The sequence below is a fragment of the Mycolicibacterium arseniciresistens genome (assembly GCF_030519285.1).
Taxonomy (GTDB): domain Bacteria; phylum Actinomycetota; class Actinomycetes; order Mycobacteriales; family Mycobacteriaceae; genus Mycobacterium; species Mycobacterium arseniciresistens.
On sequence record NZ_JAUMSQ010000151.1, the window covers coordinates 1 to 12,181 of the forward strand.

At 69.7% G+C, this 12,181-nt stretch carries 12 protein-coding genes and 1 pseudogene; 4 read left to right on the forward strand and 9 right to left on the reverse strand.

Annotated elements, in window-relative coordinates:
• The first annotated feature begins 22 nt into the window (after positions 1 to 22).
• The gene (locus Q2100_RS18525; protein ID WP_407667652.1) at positions 23 to 1,231 is read left to right on the forward strand and encodes an APC family permease; all 1,209 of its coding nucleotides are present in this window, start codon (positions 23 to 25) and stop codon (positions 1,229 to 1,231) included.
• Between the two features lie 6 nt (positions 1,232 to 1,237).
• Here Q2100_RS18525 and Q2100_RS18530 read toward each other — a convergent pair whose 3' ends face one another.
• From Q2100_RS18530 to Q2100_RS18545, 4 genes are read right to left on the reverse strand one after another with little or no spacing between them, the layout of a single operon-like run.
• Complete coding sequence (locus Q2100_RS18530) at positions 1,238 to 1,906, reverse strand: GntR family transcriptional regulator (protein ID WP_302915237.1); 669 nt, start codon at positions 1,904 to 1,906, stop codon at positions 1,238 to 1,240.
• A gap of 52 nt (positions 1,907 to 1,958) precedes the next feature.
• Positions 1,959 to 2,942 (reverse strand): transketolase family protein, encoded by a 984-nt coding sequence (locus Q2100_RS18535; RefSeq protein ID WP_302915238.1) that lies wholly within the window; start codon positions 2,940 to 2,942, stop codon positions 1,959 to 1,961.
• On the reverse strand, positions 2,939 to 3,790 hold the full coding sequence (locus Q2100_RS18540; RefSeq protein WP_302915239.1) for a transketolase: 852 nt from the start codon (positions 3,788 to 3,790) through the stop codon (positions 2,939 to 2,941). Before Q2100_RS18540 ends, Q2100_RS18535 begins: the two co-directional genes overlap by 4 nt.
• Positions 3,790 to 5,133 (reverse strand): MFS transporter, encoded by a 1,344-nt coding sequence (locus Q2100_RS18545; protein WP_302915240.1) that lies wholly within the window; start codon positions 5,131 to 5,133, stop codon positions 3,790 to 3,792. Before Q2100_RS18545 ends, Q2100_RS18540 begins: the two co-directional genes overlap by 1 nt.
• 206 nt (positions 5,134 to 5,339) lie before the next feature.
• Between Q2100_RS18545 and Q2100_RS18550 the strand changes: the two genes are divergently transcribed.
• From Q2100_RS18550 to Q2100_RS18560, 3 genes are read left to right on the forward strand one after another with little or no spacing between them, the layout of a single operon-like run.
• Complete coding sequence (locus Q2100_RS18550; RefSeq protein ID WP_302915241.1) at positions 5,340 to 6,179, forward strand: sugar phosphate isomerase/epimerase family protein; 840 nt, start codon at positions 5,340 to 5,342, stop codon at positions 6,177 to 6,179.
• Between the two features lie 8 nt (positions 6,180 to 6,187).
• On the forward strand, positions 6,188 to 6,973 hold the full coding sequence (locus Q2100_RS18555; RefSeq protein ID WP_302915242.1) for an SDR family NAD(P)-dependent oxidoreductase: 786 nt from the start codon (positions 6,188 to 6,190) through the stop codon (positions 6,971 to 6,973).
• Between the two features lie 43 nt (positions 6,974 to 7,016).
• Entirely contained in the window at positions 7,017 to 8,330 is a 1,314-nt protein-coding gene (locus Q2100_RS18560) for a uracil-xanthine permease family protein (RefSeq protein ID WP_264012441.1), read from the forward strand.
• 1 nt (position 8,331) lies between these two features.
• Here Q2100_RS18560 and Q2100_RS18565 read toward each other — a convergent pair whose 3' ends face one another.
• From Q2100_RS18565 to Q2100_RS18585, 5 genes and pseudogenes are all read right to left on the reverse strand, one after another.
• Entirely contained in the window at positions 8,332 to 9,783 is a 1,452-nt protein-coding gene (locus tag Q2100_RS18565; protein ID WP_302915243.1) for a M20/M25/M40 family metallo-hydrolase, read from the reverse strand.
• The gene (locus tag Q2100_RS18570; protein WP_302915244.1) at positions 9,780 to 11,282 is read right to left on the reverse strand and encodes a M28 family metallopeptidase; all 1,503 of its coding nucleotides are present in this window, start codon (positions 11,280 to 11,282) and stop codon (positions 9,780 to 9,782) included. The genes Q2100_RS18565 and Q2100_RS18570 overlap by 4 nt, the downstream gene beginning before the upstream one ends.
• Before the next feature lie 82 nt (positions 11,283 to 11,364).
• Positions 11,365 to 11,655 carry a WXG100 family type VII secretion target gene (locus tag Q2100_RS18575; RefSeq protein ID WP_302915245.1) on the reverse strand — a complete coding sequence of 97 codons (291 nt, stop codon included), beginning with the start codon at positions 11,653 to 11,655 and terminating at the stop codon, positions 11,365 to 11,367.
• Positions 11,656 to 11,666: 11 nt separating this feature from the next.
• The gene (locus tag Q2100_RS18580; RefSeq protein WP_264012447.1) at positions 11,667 to 11,972 is read right to left on the reverse strand and encodes a type VII secretion target; all 306 of its coding nucleotides are present in this window, start codon (positions 11,970 to 11,972) and stop codon (positions 11,667 to 11,669) included.
• A gap of 100 nt (positions 11,973 to 12,072) precedes the next feature.
• Positions 12,073 to 12,181 (reverse strand): annotated as a pseudogene (locus tag Q2100_RS18585) (SGNH/GDSL hydrolase family protein); the annotation flags it as partial.

The window sequence follows — 12,181 nt, forward strand, 5'->3', positions numbered from 1 at the left end:
GACCGCAGCGGACGACTCGGCCCTGCGACGCCGGCTCGGCACCGGCGATGCCGTCGTCATCGGTCTCGGGTCGATGGTCGGCGCCGGCATCTTCGCGGCGCTGGGTCCCGCCGCCGCGGCGGCGGGCGCCGGTCTGCTGCTCGGCCTCGCGATCGCCGCCGTCGTCGCGTATTGCAATGCGACGTCGTCGGCGCGGCTGGCGGCCCGCCATCCGCAGTCCGGGGGCACCTATGTCTACGGCCGCGAGCGGCTGGGCCCGTTCTGGGGCTATCTCGCCGGCTGGAGTTTCGTGGTCGGCAAGACCGCGTCGTGCGCCGCGATGGCGCTCACCGTCGGCTACTACGTGTGGCCCGGCGCCGCGCACGCTGTCGCGGTGGCCGCGGTGGTGGTGCTCACGGTGGTGAACTACACCGGCGTCCAGAAATCGGCGCTGCTCACCCGCGTCATCGTCGCCGTCGTGCTGGCGGTGCTCGCCGCCGTGGTCGTGGCGGTGCTCGGCGGAGCCGGCGGGGCGGAAAGGGCGCCGGGGGTCGACGTCACCGTGGGCGGCGTCCTTCAGGCCGCGGGCCTGCTGTTCTTCGCCTTCGCCGGCTATGCGCGCATCGCCACGCTCGGCGAGGAGGTGCGCGATCCGGCCCGCACCATCCCGCGTGCGATCCCCATTGCGCTGGGCATCGCGCTCGTCGTCTACGCCGCGGTCGCGGCGGCGGTGCTGGCCGGTGTCGGTCCGGCGGCGCTCGCGTCGGCGAGCGCACCGCTCGCAGAGGCCGTGCGCGATGCGGGAGCACCGTGGCTGGAGCCCGTCGTCCGGGTGGGTGCCGCGGTCGCGGCGTTGGGCTCGCTGCTGGCGCTCATCCTCGGGGTGTCCCGAACGACGCTGGCGATGGCGCGGGATCGGCATTTCCCGCATTCGCTGGCCGCCGTGCATCCCACGTTCGGCGGACCGCACCGCGCCGAGATCGCGGTCGGCGCGGTGGTGGCGGTGCTGGCCGCGGTGGTGGACCTGCGCGGCGCGATCGGGTTCTCGTCCTTCGCGGTGCTGGTCTACTACGCGATCGCCAACGCAGCGGCGCTGACGCTGGGGCACCGCGTCATCCCGATCCTGGGACTGGCCGGGTGCATCGTGCTGGCGTTCGCGCTGCCGTTGCCGTCGGTGGCCGCGGGTGTGGCGGTCGTCGGGCTGGGCGCGGCGATCTACGGGGTGCGCCGGCTGATCCGCCGCCGCGACTGACTGCGGCTAAGCGGCACCGTCGACCAGGACACTGGCCGCGCCGTCCATGTGGTCACGCACCGTGGCCGCGGCGAGCCGCCCGTCGCCGGACTCGATGGCGTCGACGATCTCGAAGTGCCGCTTGGTGTCCATGTTCTTCAACGCCCGGTCGACACCGGCGAACATGATCGACATGCGGATGCTGCCCTCCAGCGACAACCACTGGTGCAGCAGGGTCTCGTTGCCGGTCAGGTGGCACATCGTGCGATGGAAACGCAGATCGGCCTCGATGCGATCCTCGAGATTCGATGCGGCCCACCGGTCCATGTCGTCGACGGCCTTGCTCAGTTCGGCGACCGCGGAGGTGCGGTCCGGCAGTTCGGCGAGGCACTGCGCCGCCAGCGACTCGAGCGCCGCCCGGACAGCGAAGATGTCGCGGATCTCCTTGGTGTCGAGATGGCGCACCGACAGCCGGCCCCTGGCGCCCGCGGAGATCAGGCCCTCCTGCTGCAGTTGCCGCATCGCCTCGCGCAGGGTGCCGCGGCTGATCTGCAGCGCCTCGGACAGTTCGGTCTCCACCAGGTGGGTGCCCGGCGTCAACTGCCCTGTGGTGATGGCGCGTCGCAGCGCCGTCAACGCCTGCTGACGAAGGCTGGTCTTCTCCAGCCGCAGCAGCGACGGGGCGTCCACCGACACGGGGCTCCTTCCGGTCGACACGACTGTCGACAATTGGTTGTCGACAGTGATCCTACAGCCGGTCGAGCACCGAGGCGACGATGCGACGGGTGGACAGGCCGTAGCGGTCGTGCAGCGTCGGCAGCGCCCCGGCGGCGAGGAATTCATCGGGCAGCGCGATCGGCACGACCGTGCGGTGCACGCCCCGACGCACCGCCTCGGCCGCCACCGTCTCGAACAGCCCGCCGATCACCGTGTGGTTCTCCAGCGTGACCGCAAGCCGATCCGAATCGATCTCGCGCAGCACCGTTTCGGCGTCGAAGGGCTTGATGGTGGGCGTGTGCACCACCGCGACGTCGACGTTGTGACCGGCGAGTTCTTCCGCGGCCAGCAGCGCCCGCATGGTCATCAGCCCACTGGACACGAACACGACGTCCGCGCCCGGACGCACCACCTTGGCCCGGCCGAGCTCGAAGGTGTAGTCGTACTCGTCGAGCACGGTCGGCACCTGACCCCGCAGCAGGCGCAGATACGTCGGGCCGTCGTGCTCGGCCAGTTGGGGCACCGCCTGGGCGATGTCGACCGAGTCGCAGGGGTCCACGATGGTCAGACCGGGTACGCCGCGGAATATGGCCATGTCCTCGGTGGCCTGGTGCGACGGGCCGTAACCCGTTGTCAGACCGGGAAGTCCGCCGATGATGTTGACGTTGAGCCCGGGTTCGGCGATGTCGAGGCAGATGAAGTCGTACGCCCGGCGAGCCGCGAACACCGAATAGGTCGACGCGAAGGGGATCAGCCCCGTCTCGGCCATGCCCGCGGCGGCGCCGAAGAGCAGCTGCTCGGCCATCCCCATCTGGAAGTACCGGTCGGGGAAGGCCTTGGCGAAGATGTGCATGTCGGTGTACTTGCCGAGGTCCGCGGTCAACCCGACGATGCGCTCGTCGGCCTTGGCGGCCTCGACCAGCGCGTGGCCGAACGGCGCAGGAGTGGTGCGTTGTCCGGGATCGGCGAACGAAGCGATCATTGCCGAGGTGCGCAGCGGGGCAACAGATGTCATGCGTCTACTCCAGCCTTCTCCTGGTATCCGGCGGTGAGCTGCTCGCGGCAGATCTGCCACTCGTCGGCGTCGATGCGCATGAAGTGCGCCTTCTCGCGGTTCTCGAGCAGTGGGACGCCGCTGCCGACCCGGGTGTCACAGAGGATGACCGCCGGGGTGCCGACGGGTGCTGCCCGCCCGGCGATCTCGTCGAACGCCGCCAGCAGCGCCTCGACGTCGTTGCCGTTCACCCGCTGGGTGAACCAGCCGCAGGCGGTCCACTTGTCGGCGACGGGTTCGGTGCGCAGCACGCCCGCGGTGGGACCGTCGGCCTGCAGCGCGTTGATGTCGACCATCGCGACGAGATTGCCCAGCTGATGGTGGGCGGCACCCATGGCCGCCTCCCACGTCGAGCCCTCGTCGAGCTCGCCATCGGACAGGAAGTTGAACACCCGCACCGGCGAGCCCTGATGCCGGAGCCCGAGCGCCATTCCGACCGCGACGGTGAGACCGTGGCCGAGTGATCCGCCGGAGATCTCCATACCGGGCGTGTAGCTGGCCATTCCGGACATCGGCAGCCGGGAGTCGTCACACCCGTAGGAGTCGAGCTCGGCGGCGTCGATGATCCTTGCCTCGGCCAGCGCTGCGTACAGACCGATGGCGTAGTGCCCGGTGGACAGCAGGAAGCGATCGCGCCCTTCCCATTTCGGGTCGTCCGGGCGATAGGACAGCTGGTCGGCGTACACGCAGGCGAGCATGTCGGCGGCGCCGAGCGCCTGTCCGACGTAACCCTGGCCCTGCGCCTCGCCCATGTTCAGCACGTGGTGGCGCATCCGGTGGGCGGCGTCGCGTACTTCGTCGATGCGCATCAGGCGGCCACCGCATGCGGGTCGGCGGTCTCGGCAGCAGCCTTGTCGGCCAGCATCCGTTCCCGGGGACCCCAGGTCTCACGGGTGAGGATCGCGGCGACGAGGCCGATCGCCATGTAGCCGCTGAACAGCAGCGCCGGGCCCCACCATCCGTAGGCCTCGAACAGCAGCGTGGTGATGAACGGGGTGAAGCCCGATGCGATGGCCGAGATCTGGTACGCCAGTGACGCACCCGAGGAGCGGGTGTTCGCGTTGAACAGCTCGGGGAACCACCCGCCCTGGGCGCCGGCGAGCGCGTTCTGGAACACGCCGTAGGCGATGACGAACGTGGCGATGATGAGGATGAACACGCCGGTGTTCACCGTGACGAACATCAGCACGCCGAACGGGATGCCCAGTGCGCACACCCAGAGGTACAGCGGGCGGCGGCCGATCCTGTCGGTGAGCTTGGCCCAGGCGAAGGTGGCGAAGATGCCGATCGCCGACGCGATGCACAGCGCACCGATGGTCTGGGAGCGCGTCGCGAGTTCGGCGCCTTTGAGGTAGGACAGCATGTAGGTGATCGACACGGCGTAGCCGGCGGTCTCGGCGATGCGGAGGCCGATTCCGCGAATGATGTTCCGCCAGTCCTTCTTGACCACCTCGACGATCGGCGACTTCACGATGTCGCCCTGCTCCTTGACGTCCTCGAACACCGGCGACTCCGGCACCTTCGCGCGGATGATCAGACCGACGATGACGAGGATGATGCTCGCGAGGAACGGCACCCGCCACGCCCAGTCACCGCCGAGGTGGATGCTGACGAAGAAGACCAGGTTCGCGATGAGCAGGCCGACGGGGAAGCCGGCCTGCACGATGCCGGTGTAGCGGCCCTTCTTCTTCCACGGGGCGTGCTCGTAGCTCATCAGGATCGCCCCGCCCCACTCGGCGCCGAATGCCAGGCCCTGGATGATGCGCACGGTCACCAGCAGGATGGGTGCGAGCACACCAACCGAGGCGTAGGTCGGTAGCAGGCCGATCGCGAACGTGGCCAGGCCCATCAGGATCAGTGACGCGACCAGGACCGGCTTGCGGCCGACCTTGTCTCCGAGGTGTCCGCCGATGATGCCGCCGAGCGGCCGGGCGACGAACCCGACGCCGAGGGTCGCAAATGACAGGAGGGTGCCCGCCAGCGGGCTGGAGTTCGGGAAGAACGCCGTTCCGAAGTACAACGCGGCGGCCGTGCCGAAACCGATGAAGTCGTAGGTCTCGATCACGGCGCCGACACCGGAGCCGATTGCGACCCTTTTGGCGTTCTTGGTGCCGTGCACCGGCCCCCGCATCGAGAGAGCGTCGTCGCTCATGACAGATCCTTTCCCAGCACCTATACCCGGAATCGGGTGATTTCTACGTCACTGTCGACGGTCAACAGTGCGCCACGTCACTCAGTGTGAGGGCGCACACACGTCATTGTCAACAGTCGACATCGGATTAGCGTCATTAGTTGACTGTTAACAGTCGACGCCTTAGTGTGGCAGCCATCACGTCCGCTCGACGCAGGGAAACCGCCATGCACGCCGCCTCAAGGCCGGACCGCCGGCTGGGTTGCTCCACGATCAGCTTCCGGCACCTCGACCTGGAGATGGCGCTGACCTGGATTCGCCAGCTCGGTTTCCGGGGCATCGACCTCGGCGCCCTACCGGGCGTCTGCGACCACGTGCCCTATGAGCTGAACGCCACGGCCGTCGCCTCGGTGATCGCGACGGTCCGCAGCAGCCGTCTGCAGGTGCGCTCCATCAACGGCGATATCGGCGACCTCAACCTGCCGCTCGACGGGGAAGGCAGGCGGAGCCGAGACGCCCACCTCGACGCACTGCTGAGCCTGACCGCAGGCACCGGGGCACAGGCACTGGTGCTGCCGTGCGGCGCACTCGACCACACCCCGCTGCGCTCGCTGGACGACGACCTGGACCTGGTCGCCGCCGAGCTCATCGCGGCCGCCCGGCGCGCGACGCAGCACGGCGTCGAACTGTGGACCGAATCGCTGCACTTCCACCGGCTGTGCGCCGACATGACGCGCGCGCAGGCACTCTCGGACAGGCTGGCCGACAGCCCGGTGGGCATCGTGATGGACTTCAGCCACATCGTCGCCTCCGGCGGGGATCCGCTCGACTTCGTCGACCGATTCGCCGGCCGCATCTCCCACGTGCACATCCGCGATGCGGTGCCCGGCAACATCAACATCTCCGTCGGCCGCGGCGCCGTCGACTTCGCAGGCGGGCTCAAGGCGCTCGCCGACGCCGGATACACCGGCCACTTCGCACTCGAACTCGAGACGCGCGACATCACCGATGACCAACGGCCTGCGGCCACCGCCGATGCAGCACAACATATTTCCGACCTGATCTGAGGAGAGACATGACAACACCGACCAACCGCACGCAACGCACCGCCGTCATCACCGGAGCGACGTCCGACCGCGGCATCGGCATGGCCGTCGCGCTGCGCTACGCCCGGGAAGGCTGGGCGGTGGTGATCCTCGACCTGGACGGCGAGAAGTCGGCCAAGGTGGCCGCCGACATCGGCAACCAGTTCGCGGTGCCCGCATTCGGCTGCGCCGTCGACGTGACGTCGGAGGACTCCGTCGCGGCAGCGCAGGCCGCCGTCGCGGCCGAGGTCGCCGACGGCAACCTGCCACCGGTTGGGGCGCTGGCCAACATCGCGGGCATCACCTCGCCGGTGCCGTTCCTCGAGACGACGCTCGACCTGTGGAACAAGGTGATGGCGGTCAACGCCACCGGCACCTACCTGGTCACCAAGGCGTTCCTGCCCGCGATGATCGAGCAGGGCTGGGGCCGCATCGTCAACATGTCCTCGGTGTCCGCGCAGCGCGGCGGTGGCGTGTTCGGCAAGGTGCCGTACTCCTCGGCCAAGGCCGCGATCCTCGGCTTCACCAAGGCGCTGGCCCGCGAGGTCGCCGACACCGGCGTGACCGTCAACGCCGTCACTCCCGGCGCGGTCGACACCAACATCCGCGTCGGCTCCACCGACGAGCAGGAGGCGAAGCTGGCCCGCGACATCCCCGTCGGGCGGACCGCCACCACCGACGAGGTCGCCGCCTGCATCACGTTCCTGTCGTCCGAGGACGCCGCCTACCTGACCGGCAGCACGATGGACATCAACGGCGGCAGCCACATCCACTAGTCCGGGCGGCGGGCGGCGAGTCCGCCGGGCAATATAGGCATCCATGACCGCACCGGGCAGCCGATGGACCTGGACTCACGTCGAGTCCCGCGCCGACAGCGACTTCGTCGTCGCTCCCGACGAACGCCTGGACTGGGCCCGCACCGTGGGCCTCGGCGCGCAGCACGTGGTGGCGATGTTCGGCGCCACGTTCCTGGTGCCGGTGCTCACCGGTTTCCCGCCGGCCACCACGCTGCTGTTCTCCGGGATCGGCACCATCCTGTTCCTGATCATCACGGGCAACCGGCTGCCGAGCTACCTCGGCTCGAGTTTTTCGGTGATCGCCCCGGTGACGGGCGCGGTCGCCGCGCAGGGCACCGGAAGCGCGCTCGGCGGACTCATCGCCGTCGGACTGCTGCTGATCGTCATCGGTGCGGTGGTGCACGTCGTCGGCACGCACTGGATCGACGTCATCCTGCCGCCGGTGGTGACCGGTGCGATCGTCGCCCTGATCGGGCTGAACCTCGCGCCCGCGGCGAAGGACAACTTCGAGAAGGGGCCGCTGGTCGGCCTGGTGACCCTGGTGCTGCTGGTGGTGGTGCTCGCGTTCTTCCGCGGCATCGTCGGCCGGCTGGCGATCTTCCTCGCGGTGGTGGCCGGCTACCTGCTGGCGCTGGCGCTCGGTGACCTCGACCCGGACAAGAAGGCCGCCATCGCCTCGGCCGCATGGGTCGGGCTGCCGGAGTTCCAGACGCCGTCGTTCACCTGGTCGGTGCTGCCGCTCTTCCTGCCCGCGGTCATCGCGCTGGTCGCCGAGAACATCGGGCACGTCAAGTCGGTCGGCCAGATGACCGGCACCGACGCCGATCCCCTGATCGGCCGCGCCCTGATGGCCGACGGTGTGGCCACCACCCTGGCCGGCGCGGGCGGCGGATCGGCCACCACCACCTACGCCGAGAACATCGGCGTGATGGCCGCGACCCGGGTGTTCTCGACCGCCGCCTACTGGGTGGCGGCCGTGGTGGCGATCGCACTCGCGTTGTGCCCCAAGGTCGGAGCGGTGATCGCGGCGACACCCGACGGGGTGCTCGGTGGCGCTACCGTGGTGCTCTACGGCCTCGTCGGCATCATCGGCGTGCGGATCTGGCTGACCAACGACGTCGACTTCGCCAAGCCGGTCAACCAGCTGACCGCGGCCATCCCGCTGATCATCGGTATCGCCGATTTCAGTTGGCAGGCAGGCAGTCTGACGTTCACCGGCATCGCTCTGGGCTCGATCGCCGCGCTGCTGGTGTACCACGGCATGCGGCTGCTCGGCCTGGTTCGCGGCGTCCGTGACGACCAGCGCGACCCGGATCCGACGTCGCCGGTCGGCTAGGTCACCGGCCCCTGCGGTCGCGCCGATCGCGTGGCGGCACACCGTTGGGGCCGTCGGTGGACCGGGCGTAGGCGCCCACTCCGTAGGCCACCGCGGGGCCCATCACCGACAAAGCGTGCCGGTCGACGTTGTCGACGGTGTCGCGCCGGGTGTGGTAGTTCGGATCGAACGCGACATCGGCCCGGCCACCCCAGAGTCGTGCCTGCACAGCGGTCTTGCGCTGCGCCGCACCCGTGGTGACCCCGCCGATCGGCACCCCGGCGGTGACGAACGGGTGATAGTCGGTGCGATCGCCGATCGGCATGTCGGCCGGCCGGATACCGGCCAGGTTGAGGTAGCCGGCCAGCGTGCGTTCGATGCCTGCCGAGCCTTCCGGCGTCGCCTTGGCCGGCCCGGCCGAGGCGGACTGGTCGCCGTCATAGGTAAAGTACCCGGGGTTGGGCGAGCCGAGCATGTCGAAATTGAGGTAGAGCGCGATGTCGTCGATCCGGTCGCGATCGAGGCCGCGCACATAGGCCTGCGAACCGGCAAGGCCGATCTCCTCCGAGCCCCAGAACGCGAACCGCACCGTGTTGCGCACATCGGGCGAGGCGCCGAGCTGCAGTGCGGTCTCGAGCAGCGCCGCCACCCCGGTGCCGTTGTCGTTGATGCCCGGCCCGCCGGCGACGCTGTCGAGGTGCGCACCGGCCAGCACGACGTTCGCGGAGTCACCGGTCTTCGTCTGCGCCAACACGTTCCGCGACTTGACCAGCACCGGTTCCCCGTCGAGCACCAATCGCACGGGCGCGGAGGTGCGGCGCAGCGCCGCGTTGGCGGCGGCGTCGATGATGCCCACCGGGACGTCGAGGTCGCGGTAGTAGCCGGGGGTGAACAGTCCGGGCGTCGCGGCGTCCGGCCGGGCAGCGACCACCAGCAGACCGACGGCGCCGCCCGCCGCGGCGGCGTCGTGCTTGGCGACCACCGAGCAACCGGCGTCGTCGACCACGGCGATGGCCCCCTCGACGTCCACACCGCGGTAGGCCTCGCGTGTGCATCCGTCGGGTGTCGCGGGCCGCAATGTGACGGCGTTCAGCCCGCCCGGACGGGTGGTCACCAGCAGCGACACCTGCTGCACTGAGTGGTCGCGACCGGCTACCGTGACGCGGGGCTTGCCGCCCCTGGTCGAGCCGTAGCGCTCGAACTCGGGTGTCTCTACGTCGAATCCCTTGTCGCGCAGCAGCTTCGCAACGTAGTCGACGCTCGCGTCGTAACCGGGTGTGCCCTCGGCCCGATTACCGCCGTGCTGGTCGGCGATGGACTGAAGGGCGTCGAGGTGCGCGGCCATCGCGTCGATGCCGACCCTGGCCGCCAGATCGGCGGCGAGGTCGGTGGGCGGTGGCGGCGCCGACGACAGGGAGCAGGCCGCCAGCAGCGCCGTCGCCGCGATCGCGACGACCGTCCGCGCGAGCCTCATGCGTCGGACAGCGGATGGCGGGTGCGGTCCTCGCGCAGCGGGACGCCATTGCGGCCGCGCTGATCCTGGGCGTACAACCCGACCGCGTACGGCACTGCGCCACCGTTGATCTCCATCGAGGTGCGGTCGATGTGTTCGAGGGTGTCGGCCTTCTTGTGGTAGTTCGGGTCGAACGGCTGGTCGGCCTCGCCGCCCCACACTTCCGCCTGCTCCTTGGTCATCTTGTTCTCCGCGCCCGAGAACGTGCCACCGGCCGGGATGCCCGCCGCGGTGAACCCGTCGTAGTCGGACCGGCCGTCGAAGTAGATGTCCTGCGCCTTCTTGTCGGTGCCCTGGTAATACGCGACCAGTGCGCGCTCGATGCCCGCCGAACCCTCCGGCACCCGCGGCACGCCTCCGCGCGGGTCGGGCCGCGAGGACTGGTCGCCGTCATAGGTGAAGTATCCCGGATTGGGCGAGCCGACCATGTCGAAGTTGAGGTAGAGCGCGATGTCCTTGAGAGCCTCCTGGTCGAGCGACTCGACGTACTGGGTGGAGCCGATCAGCCCGAGTTCCTCGGCGCCCCAGAACGCGAAGCGCACCGCATTGCGGACATCCGGCGAACTGCCCAGTTGCAGCGCGGTTTCCAGCACCGCGGCCACCCCGGAGCCGTTGTCGTTGATGCCCGGGCCCTCGGGCACACTGTCCAGGTGTGCGCCTGCCATCACCACGTCGGCGATCGAACCGGTCTTGGTCTGGGCGATCACGTTGCGGGTGCGCTCGGTGCGCACGCCTGCCTTCAACCGCAGGGTCGTCTCGCCGGGGTTGCCGCGCAACTGCGCGCCGTCGGCCTTGCCGACGCTGACGACCGGGATCTTCACCTCGGTCGTCTCGCCGAGCGTGCCGCCCATCTGGTCGCCGTCCTCGTTGTCGGCGACGACGAGCGCGACGGCGCCGCGTTGCGCCGCGGCGGCCTGCTTGTCACCGAACGGGCATTCGCCGCGGTCGACGAGCACGACGGCGCCGCGCACCGGTAACCCGTCGTAGTCCTCGGCGGTGCACCCCGGCGAGTCCTCGACGCGGGCGGCCACCAGCGGTCCGGTCACCCCCAGGGGCGGCGTGCCGATGGTGAACTCGAGGGGGCGGGCCGGCACCGTCCGGCCGCTCACGCGCAGTTCCGGCTCCTCGGCGAACGGCAGTTTCACCTCGAATTCGTTCGCCTGGACGTCGAATCCCTTGTCGCGCAACGCATCAGCGACATAGTCCACGCTGGCGTCATATCCGGGGGTGCCCAGTGCCCGGTTGCCGCCGTGGTCGTCCGCGATCTGCTGCAGCTTCTCCAGGTGACCCATCATCGCGTCGACCGACACCCGCGCCCGCAGCTGGTCGGCGAACTCCGTCGCGGCCTGCGACGCCTCCTGTGTCGCCGGTGGCGACTCCGGTTCGGAATCGCGGCCGCAGCCGCCCAACGCCGCGGTGACGACCAGCGCCGTCAGCACGGCCGATGTTCTGCGCCCCATGGCACACACGTTAGCCGCTCGCACCGAGTGCCCAGGCAAACCCGTTGCGACCGAGTGGCCGTCACGCGTCGCGGGTCGGGGGTCAGTTGAAGAGGCCGGACACCTGGGTCTCGGTGTCCTTCATCAGGCCGTGCGCCGCCTCGACCGCCTGCACCAGGCGCCTCAGCGCCGCGGACTCCTCGACGGACTCCTTCTGCCACTCACGCTGACGCTGCTCCCAGGACCCTTCGCCGGAGCCGGTCCACTCGCTGCCCGCGATCTGGTCGACCAGGGCGCCTTCCTCGGCCGTCAGCTCCTCGAGCTTGGCGGCTTCGGCGTTCAGCTCGTCGACGGCTTGCTGGGCCTCGTTGAATTTCAGGACGATGTCGGTCATCGCGAGTCCTCTCAGATGCCCATCTGGCCGGAAAGGCCGCCGGCCGCGTCGGCGTCGGTCTGGTCGTACTGATTGGCGGCCTGGATGAGCGCGTCGGCGATCTCCATCTCTTCGCGCCGGGTGTCTGACGCCTCCTGCACGTAGCTCTCCAGCGCCTTCTGCACCGCGTCCCCGCCCTGGCCGGTCCACGCCCCGGTGAACGTGGAGGCGATCCGCACGACGTTCGAGACGTGCTCGGCGCGCTGATCGGCGAACTCGTGCATCCTGGCGGCCTGCTCGCGCAGGACCTTCGGGTCGACGCCCAGCGGTGAAGTCATCGTCACGTCCTCGGGTTCTCCGGTAGCTGCGGCCGTCGCACGGCCGTCGACGATCATCGTCGCATGCGCTCCGCACCCGCGGATGCACGAATTCGGCGGGTCAGCGCAGCGCGTCGAGCACCAGATCGGCGACCGCGCGCATCCCCGCGGCGTTGGGGTGCAGCGGCGCCGGACGGCCGGGCAGGGGCAGGCCGGGCCGCGTCGTCCAC

Coding starts and splice junctions, on each gene's coding strand:
- Q2100_RS18535 (WP_302915238.1), bottom strand. CDS start 2,942: ATGACATCTGTTGCCCCGCTGCGCACCTCGGCAATGATCGCTTCGTTC.
- Q2100_RS18540 (WP_302915239.1), bottom strand. CDS start 3,790: ATGCGCATCGACGAAGTACGCGACGCCGCCCACCGGATGCGCCACCAC.
- Q2100_RS18545 (WP_302915240.1), bottom strand. CDS start 5,133: ATGAGCGACGACGCTCTCTCGATGCGGGGGCCGGTGCACGGCACCAAG.
- Q2100_RS18550 (WP_302915241.1), top strand. CDS start 5,340: ATGCACGCCGCCTCAAGGCCGGACCGCCGGCTGGGTTGCTCCACGATC.
- Q2100_RS18555 (WP_302915242.1), top strand. CDS start 6,188: ATGACAACACCGACCAACCGCACGCAACGCACCGCCGTCATCACCGGA.
- Q2100_RS18560 (WP_264012441.1), top strand. CDS start 7,017: ATGACCGCACCGGGCAGCCGATGGACCTGGACTCACGTCGAGTCCCGC.
- Q2100_RS18565 (WP_302915243.1), bottom strand. CDS start 9,783: ATGAGGCTCGCGCGGACGGTCGTCGCGATCGCGGCGACGGCGCTGCTG.
- Q2100_RS18570 (WP_302915244.1), bottom strand. CDS start 11,282: ATGGGGCGCAGAACATCGGCCGTGCTGACGGCGCTGGTCGTCACCGCG.
- Q2100_RS18575 (WP_302915245.1), bottom strand. CDS start 11,655: ATGACCGACATCGTCCTGAAATTCAACGAGGCCCAGCAAGCCGTCGAC.
- Q2100_RS18580 (WP_264012447.1), bottom strand. CDS start 11,972: ATGACTTCACCGCTGGGCGTCGACCCGAAGGTCCTGCGCGAGCAGGCC.